Origin of the sequence: Rhodopseudomonas sp. BAL398 (assembly GCF_033001325.1) — a bacterium.
Taxonomy (GTDB): domain Bacteria; phylum Pseudomonadota; class Alphaproteobacteria; order Rhizobiales; family Xanthobacteraceae; genus JARJEH01.
Window position 1 is genome coordinate 1,167,917 of sequence record NZ_CP133111.1, and the last position, 15,083, is coordinate 1,182,999.

The 15,083-nt window shown below is 63.8% G+C and carries 13 protein-coding genes; 4 read left to right on the top strand and 9 right to left on the bottom strand.

Features of this window, described 5'->3' with window-relative positions; translation table 11 throughout:
* Nucleotides 1-323 precede the first annotated feature (323 nt).
* From RBJ75_RS05485 to RBJ75_RS05500, 4 genes are all read right to left on the bottom strand, one after another.
* The gene (locus RBJ75_RS05485) at nt 324-1,973 is read right to left on the bottom strand and encodes an acyl-CoA synthetase (RefSeq protein ID WP_276156223.1); all 1,650 of its coding nucleotides are present in this window, start codon (nt 1,971-1,973) and stop codon (nt 324-326) included.
* A gap of 56 nt (nt 1,974-2,029) precedes the next feature.
* Nucleotides 2,030-3,913, bottom strand: coding sequence for a TRAP transporter large permease subunit (locus RBJ75_RS05490; RefSeq protein WP_044412005.1), 1,884 nt, complete (start codon nt 3,911-3,913; stop codon nt 2,030-2,032).
* A gap of 9 nt (nt 3,914-3,922) precedes the next feature.
* Entirely contained in the window at nt 3,923-4,942 is a 1,020-nt protein-coding gene (locus RBJ75_RS05495) for a TRAP transporter substrate-binding protein (protein ID WP_044412002.1), read from the bottom strand.
* A gap of 447 nt (nt 4,943-5,389) precedes the next feature.
* Nucleotides 5,390-6,301 (bottom strand): LysR family transcriptional regulator, encoded by a 912-nt coding sequence (locus tag RBJ75_RS05500; protein WP_044411999.1) that lies wholly within the window; start codon nt 6,299-6,301, stop codon nt 5,390-5,392.
* A 127-nt stretch (nt 6,302-6,428) separates the two neighbouring features.
* Between RBJ75_RS05500 and RBJ75_RS05505 the strand changes: the two genes are divergently transcribed.
* Nucleotides 6,429-7,100 (top strand): glutathione S-transferase family protein, encoded by a 672-nt coding sequence (locus RBJ75_RS05505; RefSeq protein WP_044411996.1) that lies wholly within the window; start codon nt 6,429-6,431, stop codon nt 7,098-7,100.
* Between the two features lie 562 nt (nt 7,101-7,662).
* Here the strand turns inward: RBJ75_RS05505 and RBJ75_RS05510 are convergent.
* The 3 genes from RBJ75_RS05510 to RBJ75_RS05520 form a co-directional block, all read right to left on the bottom strand.
* On the bottom strand, nt 7,663-8,328 hold the full coding sequence (locus RBJ75_RS05510) for a nucleotidyl transferase AbiEii/AbiGii toxin family protein (protein ID WP_052628943.1): 666 nt from the start codon (nt 8,326-8,328) through the stop codon (nt 7,663-7,665).
* Complete coding sequence (locus RBJ75_RS05515) at nt 8,300-9,007, bottom strand: winged helix-turn-helix transcriptional regulator (protein WP_080901043.1); 708 nt, start codon at nt 9,005-9,007, stop codon at nt 8,300-8,302. The genes RBJ75_RS05510 and RBJ75_RS05515 overlap by 29 nt, the downstream gene beginning before the upstream one ends.
* Before the next feature lie 225 nt (nt 9,008-9,232).
* On the bottom strand, nt 9,233-10,249 hold the full coding sequence (locus tag RBJ75_RS05520; RefSeq protein ID WP_044411993.1) for an aldo/keto reductase: 1,017 nt from the start codon (nt 10,247-10,249) through the stop codon (nt 9,233-9,235).
* 150 nt (nt 10,250-10,399) lie between these two features.
* On the opposite strand from RBJ75_RS05520, the gene RBJ75_RS05525 reads away from it, so the two are divergent.
* Entirely contained in the window at nt 10,400-11,296 is an 897-nt protein-coding gene (locus RBJ75_RS05525) for an AraC family transcriptional regulator (RefSeq protein ID WP_044411990.1), read from the top strand.
* A gap of 78 nt (nt 11,297-11,374) precedes the next feature.
* On the opposite strand, the gene RBJ75_RS05530 is transcribed toward RBJ75_RS05525, so the two are convergent.
* Entirely contained in the window at nt 11,375-11,956 is a 582-nt protein-coding gene (locus tag RBJ75_RS05530; protein WP_044411987.1) for a collagen-like protein, read from the bottom strand.
* Nucleotides 11,957-12,239: 283 nt separating this feature from the next.
* On the opposite strand from RBJ75_RS05530, the gene RBJ75_RS05535 reads away from it, so the two are divergent.
* Nucleotides 12,240-14,303, top strand: a complete 2,064-nt coding sequence (locus RBJ75_RS05535) for an ATP-dependent helicase (RefSeq protein WP_044412013.1) — start codon at nt 12,240-12,242, stop codon at nt 14,301-14,303.
* Nucleotides 14,304-14,315: 12 nt separating this feature from the next.
* Here the strand turns inward: RBJ75_RS05535 and RBJ75_RS05540 are convergent, their stop codons facing one another.
* Nucleotides 14,316-14,639 carry a YdhR family protein gene (locus RBJ75_RS05540; protein WP_044411984.1) on the bottom strand — a complete coding sequence of 108 codons (324 nt, stop codon included), beginning with the start codon at nt 14,637-14,639 and terminating at the stop codon, nt 14,316-14,318.
* Nucleotides 14,640-14,811: 172 nt separating this feature from the next.
* On the opposite strand from RBJ75_RS05540, the gene RBJ75_RS05545 reads away from it, so the two are divergent.
* Nucleotides 14,812-15,033: a hypothetical protein gene (locus tag RBJ75_RS05545; RefSeq protein ID WP_044411981.1), complete on the top strand. Its 222-nt coding sequence runs from the start codon at nt 14,812-14,814 to the stop codon at nt 15,031-15,033.
* Nucleotides 15,034-15,083: the final 50 nt, after the last annotated feature.

Genomic DNA, 15,083 nt, shown 5'->3' on the forward strand with positions numbered 1-15,083 from the left:
TATTTTATCGCCGACTGCATCTGACCGCTATGGGTCAATTTCAGTCCTCCACCCGCTTGCGCCGCATGTCTGTTCCACAGCCAATAGCAGACACCCAGGGCTCCACGCTCAGCACCGGTCAGGCCAGCAAACGGCATTCGCCTAACTGATGCGACCAACAAAAAGCCGCCCAAGGGCGGCTGTGAATTCACAGACTCGATGCGTACCGCCGCACTCGGAGCGAGTGATGTCGTGAGGGCGCGGGGCGCGAGATCGGTGGAATTGATGACCATTCCAGGACCTTTTCGCCAGCCCATCATGCGGTAGTGAGGAGGGCAGCGCGCTTACTCCGAAATCGCCTTCGCCGACTTCACCTGATCGCGCAGCATGAATTTCTGAATCTTGCCGGTCGAGGTTTTCGGGATCTCGGAGAACACCACGACCTTCGGGGTCTTGAAGCCCGGCATATGTTCGCGGCAATAGGCGATGATCTCGGCCTCTGTCGCATGCGCGCCTTCCTTCAGTTCGATGAAGGCGCAGGGCACTTCGCCCCATTTGGCGTCGGGCTTGGCCACCACCGCGGCGAACAGGATCGCCGGGTGCTTGTAGAGGATGTCCTCGACCTCGACCGAGGAGACGTTCTCGCCGCCCGAGATGATGATGTCCTTGGAGCGGTCCTTGATGATGACGTAGCCGTGCTCGTCGAGCACGCCGAGATCGCCGGTGTGAAACCAACCGCCGGCCAGCGCTTCCTTGGTGGCCTTCTCGTTCTTGAGATAGCCCTTCATCACGATATTGCCGCGGAACATGACCTCGCCGATGGTCTCGCCGTCGCGCGGCACCTCGATCATGGTCTCCGGATCGAGCACGGTGACGGCTTCCTGCAGCGGATAGGGCACGCCCTGGCGGCGCTTCAGCTGGGCGCGCTCGGCGACCGGCAGATCGTCCCAGCCGGGCTGTTCGGCGCACACCGCCGCCGGCCCATAGACCTCGGTCAGGCCATAGACATGGGTCAGCTTGATGCCGATATTTTCCGCGCCGGCCAGCACCGCGACCGGCGGCGCGGCACCGGCGATCAGCCCGACCACTTTGTGGGCGGCGGAGGCCTTGGGGGCGCCGGCGGCATTGATCAGCGTGTTGTAGACGATCGGCGCGCCGGCCATGTGGGTGACGCCGTGGCGGGCGATCAGCTCGAAGATCTTGGCCGGGTCGACTTTGCGCAGGCAGACATTGATGCCGGCCGCGGCCGCCATGGTCCAGGGGAAGCACCAGCCGTTGCAGTGAAACATCGGCAGCGTCCACAGATAGACCGGGTGCTGGCCGAGATTGGCGGCGAGGATATTGCTGACGGCGTTGAGATAGGCGCCGCGATGATGCGTCACCACGCCCTTGGGATTGCCGGTGGTGCCCGAGGTGTAGCCCAGCGCGATGGCGTCCCATTCGTCCTGCGGCCGCACGCCGACAAAGCCGGGATCGCCGGAGGCGACCGCATATTCATATTCGAGTTCGCCGATCCGCTTGCCGCCGGGAAAGGTCGGGTCGTCGACGTCGATCACCTGCGGCTTTGGCCCATACATCAATTTCAGCGCCTCGGCGACCACGGCTGAGAATTCCGGATCGACCAGGATGATCTTGGCGCCGCCATGATCGAGCTGGAACGCGATCGAGGCGGCATCGAGCCGGATGTTGAGCGCGTTGAGCACCGCGCCGGCCATCGGCACCGCGAAATGCACTTCGTTCATCGCCGGGATATTCGGCAACATCGCCGCCACGGTGTCGCCGCGGCCGATGCCGCGCCGCACCAGCCAGGAGGCGAAGCGCCGGCAGCGGTCTCTCGTCTCGGCCCAGGTGAAATGCCGGCCCTCATAGACCGCGCTGGTGTGGTTCGGATAAATGTTGGCGGTGCGCTCGAGAAAACTCAGCGGCGACAGCGCCACGAAGTTCGCTGGCGTCTTGTCCAATCCGATGCTGTAAGGCCCTTGCGCGGTGCTCATGACGACTGCCTTTTCACTTCAAAACAATGCGGGCGCTTTCTCAACTCACGTGTCGGCTACAAGAAACCGATCGAGATCCAGGGAAACGCCGCGACCAGCATCAGGCCGATCAGCAGCGCCAGCATGTAGCCCCAGATCGGTCGGATACCTTCCGCCGGATCGACCCGACCGATCGCGCAGGCCGCATAATAGCCTACTCCGAATGGCGGCGCGAACAAGCCGATGCCCATCGCCAGAATGATGACCATCGCGTAGTGCACCTCATGGACTCCGACCGCCCGCGCGATCGGAAACAGCAGCGGCCCGAACAGCACGATGGCGGGAATACCTTCGAGCACGCTGCCCAGGATGACGAAAGCGACGATCGACACCGCCAGGAAGGTCGGCGGACCGCCGGGCAGGCCGGTCATTGCGCTGGCCAGCGCTCGCGAAAAGCCGGACTGGGTCAGGCCCCACGCCATCCCGGTCGCGGTGCCGATGATCAGCAGGATCGCGCCCGACAGGCTGGCGGTCTCGATCAGCATCGGCAGCAGCCGGCGCCAGTCGAAGCGACGGTAGATCAGTAGTCCCGCCGCCAGCGCGTAGACGATGCCGATGGTCGAGACCTCGGTCGCGGTGGCGACGCCCTCGACCACCGCGGCGCGGATCACGAAAGGCAGCGCCAATGCGGGCAGGGCGATGATAAAGGTTTTCAGGATCTGGCCGCCACTGGCCTTGGTGACATGGCTGAGGTCCTCGTGGCGATAGCGCCACCACACCAGCATGCACAGCGTGATCGCCAGCACCACGCCGGGTAGCAGACCACCTGTGAACAGCGCCGCGATCGAGACGCCGGTGACCGAGCCGATGGTGATCAGCACCAGGCTCGGCGGAATCGTTTCGGTCTGGGCGCCGGTGGCGGCGAGCAGGGCGACCAGATCGCCCGGCTTGGCGCCGCGCGCCTTCATCTCGGGAAACAGCACCGGCGCCACCGCCGCCATGTCGGCGGCCTTGGAGCCGGAAATCCCGGACACCAGATACATCGCGCCGACCAGCACGTAATGCAGCCCGCCGCGGACATGGCCGAGCAGGCTGGCCAGGAACGCCACCATGGCGCGCGCCATCCCGGTCATCTCGATCAGCAGGCCGAGAAACACGAACAGCGGCACCGCCAGCAGGATCAGATGGCTCATGCCCTCGTCGATCCGGCCGACCAGCACCATCAGCGGCGTGTGCGTGGTCAGCGCCAGATAACCGTAGATCGCCAGGCCAAAGCCGAACGCGATCGGCACGCCGGCGAACACGCAGGCGCCGGCGACGCCGACAAAGAAGATCAGCAGATTGAGATTGCCGAGCGGCCGCAGCCAGGGCTGCGCCAGCCAGAACGCGCCGATCAGCACCGCCACCGTCAGCACCGCGCCAAATACCAGCCGCGGATTGCCGATCCGCACCAGCCGCAGTAGCGCAAACAGCGCCATCAGGCCGATGCCAACCGGCAGCGCCGCGGCGCGCCAGACATTGGAGATCTGCAGCGCCGGCGTGGTGATGAAGGTTTCCTCGTAAGCGTAGTCCCAGGACGGCCAGGCGATCAGCAGCAGGAACGCCAGCGCCGCGCAGGTCGCCACCATGTCGAGGAAGGCGCGGCGCTGCGGGCGCGCGATGGCGACCAAAGCCGTCATCCGCATATGTTCGCCGCGCCGAAACGCCACCACGGCGCCAAGCATCGCCAGCCACAGAAACAGGATCGAGGCCAACTCGTCGGACCAGATCAACGGCGCGTGAAAGCCGTAGCGCGACACCACGCCGGCAAACAGCACGACGATCTCCGCGACCACCAGCATGGCCGCGGGAATCTCGACCAGCGCGCCGAGCCCGCGGTCGAGCAGCTCGGTCACGGAGCGGCGGTGGAGAGCAGGGCGCCCCGCTCCACCGGCCAGTTGCGTCAGTTCGGCGTCAGCCATGCCGCGACGTTACGCCAATTTGCCGACGGCCTTTTCCAGCAGTCCCCAGGCCTGGTCGCCATATTTGCCCTTCCACTCGGCATAGAAGCCGGCGGTGCGCAGCTTGTCGCGGAATGGCGCGATGGTCGGCGGGTTGAAGACGAGCCCCTTGCCGGCCAGATCCTGCTGCAGTCCGGCATTGAGCTTTTCGACGTCGCCGCGCTGCTTCAGCCCGGCCTCGTTGATGTTCTTGGCGACGATGACGCGCAGATCGTCCGGCAGCCGTTCCCAGGCGCGCTTATTGGCGAGGAACCAGAATCCGTCCCACATGTGGTTGGTCAGCGAGCAGTATTTCTGCACTTCATAGAGCTTGGCGGTGGAGATGATCGCCAGCGGGTTCTCCTGGCCCTCGACCACCTTGGTCTGCAGCGCCGAATAGACTTCGCTGAAATTGATCGAGGCCGGCGAGGCGTCGAACGCCTTGAACATCGAGGTCCACAGCGGCGACACCGGCACCCGGATCTTGAAGCCCTTGAAATCGTCGGGCCCGGTGATCGGCTTGGTCGACGACGTGGTCTGGCGGAAGCCGTTGTCCCAGATCTTGTCCATCACCACCAGATTGGCCTTGGCGATTTCGCCGCGCACATGGGCGCCGAGCTCGCCGTCCATCGCCTTCCACACGGTGGCGTAATCCGGAAACGCGAAGCCGATGCCGTTGATCGAGGCCGCCGGCACCAGCGTCGCCAGGATCAGGCCGGACAGCGTGAAGAACTCGACGCCGCCGGAGCGGATCTGGCTCAGCATGTCGGTGTCGGAGCCAAGCTGGTTGCTCGGGAAAATCTGGATATCGACCCGGCCATTGGTCTGGGTCTTGATCGCCGCGGCCATCTCCCGGGCGCGGATATTCATCGGATGGGTGTCGGGCAGGTTGTTGGCGTATTTGTATTTGAACTCGGCCTCCGCCGCCCGCGCCACCCACGGCGCGCCGACGCCGCCGATGACGGTCGCTGCCGCCGATGCCTTCAACAATGTCCGACGTGAAACGCTCATCCGAAATCTCCCTGCGATGGTTTCTTGTTGTAAGATCGACCCTACAAAGCACCGGGCCTCTGGTCATCATTCAATCCGGTTCCGGTCAAGCAATTTCCGGGACCGTCAGACCAAAGGACGGCGACGGCCGCTGCGCTGGCTGCCGTCCTTGGAGATCGGCCTGCGGCGTCCGCAGGCCGCGGCCTGACCGGCGACGGCGCGCAAAAGCCGTCCGCCGCTGCCGAGCTGATGCCGGTTCGTAAGATCTCGCGGTAAGCCATTGGTTTGTTTTGCGGATCAAAATATTCCATAATATACCTTATGCGAATCAAGGATATGAAGCTGCGGTCGGGTGTTGGCATGCCTGGCGGACCACCCCATAAAATCTCGCTTCATCCCAAATGAACGTCGCGACGCACCCCATAAGACCGTCGCGCTTTCGGCGGGACGAAGTTGAGCTGCCTTGCCCTAGCCGTCCCCGACCTTCAATTCCGGCTCTTCGGCGCAAATCGAAGCGAGAAAATCGATGAACTGCCGCACTCGCGAAGGCATGCGTCGCCCGGCAGCGGTCACTGCGTTGATCGGAAAGGACGGCGGCGCATGCTGATCCAGAATTCGTACAACCTCGCCAGAGGCCACCACATCCGTGAACAACCAACTCGCATGGTGGGCGATGCCAAGGCCCGCGAGGACTGCGCCGCGGACATGCTCGGCGTCATTGGTGCGGAACGCTCCCCCTCCGTCGACCGTGACCGGTCGGCCGTCAACCTGGAAACCCCACCCGATGATATCCCCTTGGTAGATGTAGCTGACACGCTGGTGGTCACGCAGTTCGTCGACCGTTTGCGGCGTGCCATGTTGGGCAAGATAGCCGGCGGAGGCCACGGTCATCATCCGCATGTCGCCGATGCGCCGGGCGACGAGCGCTGAATCGGAGAGCCGACCGATACGGATTGCGACATCCATTGCCTCCTCGATCAGATCGACGTGTCGCCCCGAGATTTCCATCTCGATCGCGACGTCAGGGAAACGGCGCCTGAAGTCCGGCAGCCGGGGGATGACGAACATTCTCCCGAACGCCGGCGAGAGCGTCACGCGGACCAGCCCCGAAGGGGCCGCCTGCCCCTCGAGGATTCTCTCTTCGACGAGGTCGATATCCTGAAGGATGCGGACGGTGGCCTCGTAATAGTCCTGTCCTGCGGGCGTCACGGCGAGAGCACGGGAGTTTCTCGACAGCAGTTGCGTCCCGAGCCGCAATTCAAGCGCGGCGAGCTGTTTGCTGACGGTGGGTTGGCTGACGTTCAAGTCACGCGCCGCCTGCGAAAAGCTTCCGCTTTCGACAACGCGCACGAACATCCTCATCGCATCCAGCCTATCCATCGCTGATCCCGATCAATTCCAGAATGGAATAGATGGCATTCTAACTGGCTCAATTTCATTCGCCAATAGAATGTGAGAGCTCTTTCTAGGCCGCCCGTCCCGGGCCGCGAACCGAAAGCGAAAAGTCATGGCGATGAAGATTTATGGTGACGCGGGCTCGGGAAGTCTGCGTCGCGTGAGCACGGCGGCGAAGATCATGGGCATCGAACTCGAACGCGTTAATGTGGACCTCTTCAAAGGCGAGAGCCAGACCGACGAGTTCAAATCACGCCTCAATCCCCATGGCCTGACGCCGGTTCTTGAGGATGGAGACACCATTCTCTGGGAAGCTTCGGCGATCAATCTGTATCTTGCCGGGAAGGTGAATTCGCCGTTGGTCGGTGTCACCCGAGAGGAGCGCTTCCAGGTTCTTCAGTGGATGTTTTGGTCGGGTGAACAGTGGCGCACCTTCACCACCACTGTCTTCGACGAGCGCGTGGCGAAGACGGTTATGGGCTTACCGAAGGAAGAGTCTCTCGTCGCGTTTGCTGAGGGCAAGATCCGCGCCGCAGCGAAGGTGCTCGACCGGCATCTTGAAGGCCGCAAGTTCATGGTCGGCAATGCATTGACCTTTGCCGACATCGATATTGCGGCGCCCTTTTCCCAGGCCGGTCGCGCGAAGTTTCCGTTCGAAGAGTTTCCGAACCTGATCGCTTGGCACGACAACCTTCTGCGTTCGTTCCCAGCGTGGGCGGAGACGAAGGCTGAGGTCGATGACCGGATGGAAAGCTTCCTGGCGAGCGTCGGCGTGAAGCTGTAGTTCCAAAGCCTCCTATCTGTCTTTCTGGCTCTGCGCGAAGGTCTTAGGCCATCGTTCGTTACGCCAACTCCTCCACTTGGCTCTAAAAAGCGCGACGTCTTTATGGGGTGGTACCGCCGCAGAAATCCTTGATGATTCTCGATTTCACGTCGCTCTTATGTGGGGAGCAACACCCCACATCAGAGCGACGCGCTCATCAAGCGGATTGCACGGTGTCCTTGGGCACGGTGTCCATGGCCATCGATTCTGCCGGTGCCGTCATTTTGGATCCACCACATGCGTCCGTCGCATTACCCGCCATGGGCGGGTCTGGCGCCTATCCGGAAGGACCGCCATGAGCGAGCCTGTCCGATTGCCGAATGGTTGTGGGCCGATGGCTTGACCAAGCTATCGCGGGCTCGGATTTGCCGCTCCCGACCGTCCGGCAGGCGTCGCTTAAGCCGCCGTTCGGACCGCGTGCGGGCGCGACCAGACGCGTTGCGCTCGGGTTCCTGGCGGATGGACACTTGCGCCGCCAGCGGCGGGCACCCAGCTCGTCCATTGCAGATCGGTTTTCAACCGATCAGCGAAGCCTGTTATCGGGCGCGTTGTCGTCCTTTGGAACAAGCGTTTTCAACTCCGCGAGGGCATCGAGCGCAATTTCGCAAGATCGATCGATGAACTCCTCGCCGCGAGCCGTGGGGTTGATCACCTTTCGCATCTCGGCTTGATAATCGTGCTTCGCATGGTTCAATCGGTCGCGTGCAGCGGCGATCACAGCCTCCGAGATTGCGGGGCATTGCGCAACCTCACGTAAGGCGTCGTGGTCGTGCAAATAGATGGCCGCCAGATCGTACGCATCCCGGGGCGCGAACCGCGAGGCTCGGTACTTCAGTTTCTTGGTCGCGATCTCGGCCGATCGTTCAGCGCGGATCACGCGATCGCCAAATCGAAGCGCGTAAGTCGGATGATCGATGTAGGATGGCGCGGTTAGAAAATCGATCTCGCCGACATCGCGAAGGATAAGCTTGAGATATTTGCCCGGCCAGTTCCATGTGTCGCAGAGCGACTTGGTCACGGGATTGATGTTGGGAGCCAAATTCTTCAACGCAGCGCTGGAATCGAGAAAAATATCGACGTCGTAGCTGATGCGATGATCCAGAAGTTGCGCCAATGCCGTACCGCCGCCGAACGTCCAAAGGACTGGCGCGCCAGGCAAGCTATCGAGGGCGATCAGGGCGTTCTGCATCAGGTCTTCCCACTTCGAAGGAAGCCATTTCCCTGACCCATCTCTCATTCTCGGACTCCCTCACCCGCCAGATATCGATCGCCTTCGACAAGTCGCTGAATGTCACCAGTCGATCCAGCACGAGCTTGTGGATGACGGACACATCCACCTCGTCGAACAGAGCCTGCACATACACCCGCCATCTCGGGTCGGACACTTTGCCTTTCAGGCAAGCGATCAAGGTCTTTTCGTCGATGCGGAACGGCATGGGCGTGTTGATCGTGGTCACCGCCGTCGTGAGATTGTCGAAGGCCGCCGTCGAGGTGAAATCGGCTTTGTCGCGTCGCGAACGCTTGCTGCCCTCGCCGTCGAAGAATCGGGCGTTGTCGTCGCCCCATTTGCAAAGCGGCTCCAGCGCATGTGCAAGGGTTTTGCCGGTGGGGCTGAGTGCGTAGTCGACCCGCGGCGGAACCTCTTTGTAATCCGTGCGCTTGACCAGGCCATCCGCCTCCAGTTCTTTCAGCTGCTGGATCAGCACTTTTTCGCTTGCATGACGCACAGACCTTTTCAACTCGCCGAACCGCTTAGGGCCAGGCAAGAGGAAGTACAGGATGAATGGCTTCCACTTCCCGCCAAGTACACGGAAGGTGGTGTCGAGCCCGCAGGCGGGCGCAACGGCATTTTTAGTTTCGACTTGCATTTCAGTATGCTTACAAAAGGTGGTATACAAGTCAAATAGATAGTGTCGCGCTTTGGGGGCCAGCTCTTTGGTAGGATTGTTCCGCCGCTTAAGCCACGCGAGCGGGTTATTCGTCGCGGTGGCGACGCTCGCGGAGCAGACCGCGTGTCGTTACTACCGGCGAAAGCGGCCTCGCGCCCGGCGGGGATCCCTCTGCCGGGCGCATCGCGATCGGGGTTGTCGACGTCAGGCGCGATAGGCGCTCTGGCGCTCGAGCATCCAGCCGGGATATTCGGCGGGCAGCCGGCTGACGCCGTCGAGCTGGGCGAGGTCGTCGGCGTCGAGCGTAACCTTGGTGGACGCGATATTGTCGGCGAGCTGGTCGACGCGCTTGGCGCCGACGATGACGCTGGTGACGACGTCCTGATGCAGCAGCCAGGCCAGCGCCACCTGGGCGACGCTGCAGCCCTTGGCGGCGGCGATTCCGCGCATCGCCGCGATCACCGGGCCGCCGCGGCTGCGGTCGACCGGGGGAAAGTCGAAGCTGGCGCGGCGGCCGTCGGGTGCGGCGCCCTCGCCGTCATATTTGCCCGACAGATAGCCGCCGGCCAGCGGGCTCCACACCATCAGCCCGATCTTCTCGGATCGCAGCATCGGCGCGATCTCGCGTTCCAGATCGCGACCGACCAGCGTGTAGTAAGCCTGCAGCGACAGGATCGGGGCAAGGCGGCGCGCCTCGGCGATTCCGACCGCCTTGACGATCTGCCACGCCGCCCAGTTCGACAGCCCGAGATAGCGAACATGGCCATGGCGGACCAGATTATCGAGCGCCTCCAGGGTTTCGACCATCGGCGTCGCCGGGTCGAAGCCGTGGATCTGATAGAGATCGATATGGTCCAGTCCGAGCCGTTGCAGGCTGGCCTTGCATTGGCTGAGGATATGACCGCGCGAGGCGCCGCGCGCATTGGCGCCCTCGCCCATCGGTCCCATGACCTTGGTGGCGATCACCACGTCGTCGCGGGCTATGCCGAGATTCTGCAGTGATTGGCCCAGAATGCGCTCGCTGGCGCCGCCGGCATAGACATTGGCGGTGTCGATGAAATTGATGCCGGCATCAAGCGCGGTCTTGACCAGGACGTCGGCCTCGTCCTGGCGCAGCTGCCCGATCTGGCTCCAGATGCCTTCGCTGCCGCCGAATGTCATGGTGCCGAGGCAGAGCTCGGAGACGAACAGGCCGCTGGGCCCAAGTTGGCGCATACGCATGATTGGATTCCTTGGTTCGGGTGGGGTTGGCGGTTGATACCGCGCCCGATCCCTCCGGGGCGACGCCAATCCTCTCAGACTTATGCCCGATCCTATCAAGTCGCGGTTCTGGCGCGTGCGTTGGGGCGCCTGATCCGATATAACCGCGCCATGGCGACAGTTTTCGACAGCCTCATCGCGCTGGTGGATCGGCAATATCGGCGTTTCGGTCGCGAGACCCCGCTCGATGGCCTGCTGCTGAGCCGGGCCGAGACGCCGAGCGGCATCATCCGCTCGGTCTATCGCCCGTCGTTCTGCATGGTGTTGCAGGGGGCGAAAGTCAGCACGCTCGGCGAGCGATCGTTTCGCTATCATGCGGGTCAGGGGCTGCTCGCCGCGATCGACGTGCCGGTCAGCGCGCGAATTTCCGAGGCGTCATTGCAGCGGCCCTATCTGGCTTTCAGCCTGACGGTCGATCCGGCGATGGTCGCGGGCCTGCTGGTCGAACAGTCACAAGCCCATATCGGCAGCCCCAGCGCCTCGGTGCTGACCACCGCGGATCTCGATGCCGAACTGTGCGAGCCGCTGGCGCGCTTGTTCGCGCTGCTCGACACGCCACGCGATCTGCCGATTCTGGCGCCGCTGGTCCGACGCGAGATCGTCTGGCGGCTGCTCTGCGGCCGGCTCGGGCCGGCGCTACGCCAAATCGGGCTCGCCGAAAGCCATGCCGCGCGGATCGGCCGCGCCACCGCCTGGATCCGCGATCATTTCGCTGGCCCGCTGCGGGTGGCCGATCTGGCGGCGCTGGCGCATATGAGCGTCCCGAGCTTCCACCGCCACTTCAAGGCGGTGACGACCCTCACCCCGGTTCAGTTCCAAAAGCAGATCCGGTTGCAACAGGCGCGGCAGCTGCTGCTCACGGAAGCCGCGGTGGCCTCCGTCGGCTATGCCATCGGCTATGAGAGCCCGTCGCAGTTCACCCGCGACTACCGGCGCCTGTTCGGCGTATCGCCCGGCCGCGATGGCGCTGCGATGCGGGCGAGCCTGACGCCGGAGCCGGTGATCTGAGCTTTGGTCCGAGCCGTGTTGGGCTCGGACCGCATCGCCCGGGCTTGCACGCAAGCCCCGCAAGCCCAAGTCTGGCGCTTAGCCGCCCTTCGGGCCGGGCTCTCCTTTGGCTCCGGTGTCGCCCTTGGGGCCCGTTTCGCCCGTGGGACCTGTTTCGCCCTTTGGCCCTGTTTCACCTTTCGGCCCGGTTTCGCCCTTCGGTCCGGTATCGCCCTTCGGACCGGGCTCACCCTTGGGACCAGCATCACCTTTGGGGCCCGCGTCACCCTTCGGGCCAACGTCACCCTTCGGTCCCGCATCTCCTTTGGGTCCGGCCGGGCCAGCAGGACCGGCGGGGCCCGCGGGACCAGCAGGCCCGGCATCGCCCTTGGGAGCGCAATTGGCGACTAGCCGGTCGTCCAGCGTTTCGGTTCCGGATTTGAAATTCAGCTTGCAGGTTTCGGGCAGGTAGTTGAGCACGAACCGGAAGCGTCGCGACGAGGAGCTCTTGACCTTGTCACCGGTGTTGACGAGTTCGACCTCCTGGTTGGGCGCGGTGGTCTTGCCGATAACAATCAGCCTGCCGCCGTCGATTTTCACGGTGTAGACGTCAAGCGCCATTGCGGCGCCCGATGTCATCATCAACGTGGCCAAACCAACCAGAATTGCTCGTTTCTTCATTGCACGTTCCCCTCTGATTTCATGCGACGCGGTCTCACGCCGGTTTATTCGGATTCGATGACGGTCAGACAATGCCCCTGCTTGCGCCCCCTCCCATGGGCGCGCGATCCATAGACCGGCGAAGCCTAACACGAGAATTTTCGATCCGCGAAGACCCGCGCTGCGCGAACATCTTGCTGCGCTGCGCGAATATCGGCCAGCCGCCTGGTCGGCTTGTGATTGGCATTGCGAACAAAGCAGGAATCAGGGACCGTCAGCGGTCCCATCACACAGGCGTCGTTTGGTGTCCCTGCCCGCAACCTATCTGGACGGCCTCAATCCGGAGCAGCGGCTGGCGGTCGAACACGGCGTCGGTGTCGTGGCCGCCTGCCCGCTGCTGGTGATCGCCGGCGCCGGTTCCGGCAAGACCAATACGCTGGCGCATCGCGTCGCGCATCTATTGGTCAATGGTGCCGATCCGCGGCGGATTCTGCTGATGACATTCTCGCGCCGCGCCGCCAACGAAATGACGCGCCGGGTCGAGCGGATCGCCCGCAAGGTGATCGGCGATGGCGCCGGCGTCATGACCCAGGCGCTGGGTTGGGCTGGCACCTTCCACGGCATCGGCGCGCGGCTGCTGCGCGAACATGCCGAGCAGATCGGGCTCGATCAGGCCTTCACGATCCACGACCGCGAGGATTCCGCCGACCTGATGAATCTGGTGCGCCACGAGCTCGGTTTTTCCAAAACCCAGAGCCGGTTTCCCACCAAGGGCACGTGTCTGGCGATCTATTCGCGCTGCGTCAACGCCGAGACCGCGCTGGACCAGGTGCTGGGCGCCTCGTTTCCATGGTGCGCCGGCTGGTCCGCCGAATTGAAATCGCTGTTCGCCGGCTATGTCGAGGCCAAGCAGCGCCACAACGTGCTCGATTACGACGATCTGCTGCTGTACTGGGCCCAGACTATGGCCGAGCCGGCGCTGGCCGACGAGATCGGCGGCCGCTTCGACCACGTGCTGGTCGACGAATATCAGGACACCAACCGCCTGCAATCGTCGATCCTGCTGGCGCTGAAGCCGTCCGGCGCCGGCCTCACCGTGGTCGGCGACGACGCCCAGTCGATCTATTCGTTCCGCGCCGCCACCGTGCGCAACATCCTTGATTTCCCCGGCCAGTTCAGCCCGCCTGCCCGCATCGTCACGCTGGACCGCAACTATCGCTCGACGCAATCCATTCTCGCCGCCGCCAATGGGGTGATCGATCTGGCGGCCGAGCGCTTCACCAAGAATCTGTGGACCGATCGCGCGTCGGGCGCGCGGCCGCAGCTGGTCGGCGTCCGCGACGAGGCCGATCAGGCGCGCTACATCGTCGAGCGCATACTCGACAATCGCGAAGGCGGCGCCACGCTGAAGCAACAGGCCGTGCTGTTCCGCACCTCGTCGCATTCCGGGCCGCTGGAGATCGAGCTGACCCGGCGGAACGTCCCCTTCGTCAAATTCGGCGGGCTGAAATTCCTCGACGCCGCGCATATCAAGGACATGCTGGCGCTGCTGCGCTTTGTGCAGAACCCACGCGACCGCGTCGCCGGCTTCCGGCTGATGCAGCTGATGCCGGGCGTCGGCCCCGGCTCGGCGCAGAAGGCGCTGGATTTCATCGCTGCGACCGCCGATCCGATTGCCGCGCTCATTGATGCCCCCGCGCCGCCGCGTGCCGGCGAGGATTGGCGCGGCTTCGTCGAGACCGTGACTGAGTTGCGCAGCGGCCGCGCCGGCTGGCCGTCCGAGATGGAACGCGCGCGGCTGTGGTACGAGCCGCAGCTCGAGCGTCTGCACGAGGACGCGACCACGCGCCGCGCCGATCTGATCCAGCTCGAGCAGATCGCCGGCGGCTATCCGTCGCGCGAGCGTTTTCTCACTGAGCTGACGCTGGACCCGCCCGACGCCACCTCGGACCAGGCCGGCGTGCCGCTGTTGGACGAGGACTATCTGATCCTGTCGACGATCCATTCGGCCAAGGGCCAGGAATGGAAATCGGTGTTCGTGCTCAATGTGGTCGACGGCTGCATGCCGTCCGATCTCGGCACCGGCAGCTCGGCGGCGATCGAGGAGGAGCGCCGCCTGCTCTATGTGGCGATGACCCGCGCCCGCGACGATCTGCACCTGGTGGTGCCGCAGCGCTTCTTCACCCACGGCCAGAACGCCCAGGGCGACCGTCACGTCTATGGTTCGCGCAGCCGCTTCATCCCCGACCGGCTGCTCGGACTGTTCGAACGGGTCAGTTGGCCGCTCGCCGCCGCCAGCGCAGCCGTCGCGGCCCGGCAGGGCCCGCGCATCGACATCGGCGCACGGATGCGCGGGATGTGGCGGTAGAGATGGCCACGATCACGCCGCGGCGTCGACCGTGATCTGTCCATCCATCAGATTGTCGACGATCACCGGCGTGTCGAACCAGGCGATCACCGGCTCGGCGCCGTAGAGCTTGGCGACCCGGTCGCGCCATTCGCCGCCATAGACCGCCTCGGCGGCCTGCCGCGATTCCCACAGATACACCCCGCCGGCGCTGCGGCCGTCTTCGGAGCGGATGTAGTATTTGCGGATCAGCCCCGGCAGCTTCTGATATTTCGGCGCGCTGCCTTCGAAGCGGCGGGTTGCCTCGTCGAGGCTGATCGGCGTCGCCAGATGAAATTGCACTACTGTCGTGATCATCGGGACCCTCGCTGCCGTTTGCGCGACCTTAACGCGCCGGCGATCGGCTCAGCAACCGCTCTGGCTCCGCGGCAGATTTCACCGCGCCGCAACAAACTTGATGCTATTGATTGAAATCAATGGTGAAAGCGATTGAGCCGGCAACAATTTCATCGATTCGGGGGACGCGAAATTGTCGACACTATTGGCTCTAGCGGCGCTTGTGCTCGGCGCAGCGGCGGCGATCTTCTATAATGCGCATGGCCAGATCTATTACGGAACGGGCTGGGCCGTGGATGTCTGCACCGCCTCGCCGCTGTTCTGCGGCCATTGGGAATATCTGGCCTATGCGGCGGCGGGCAGTCTGGTGCTCGCTATCGGCGTCGGCCTCGGCAGCGCGCTGAGCGGCGACTGAATTGGGGCTCGGCGTCCATCGAACCACGGTTTGCGCCTGCCAACGCCCTC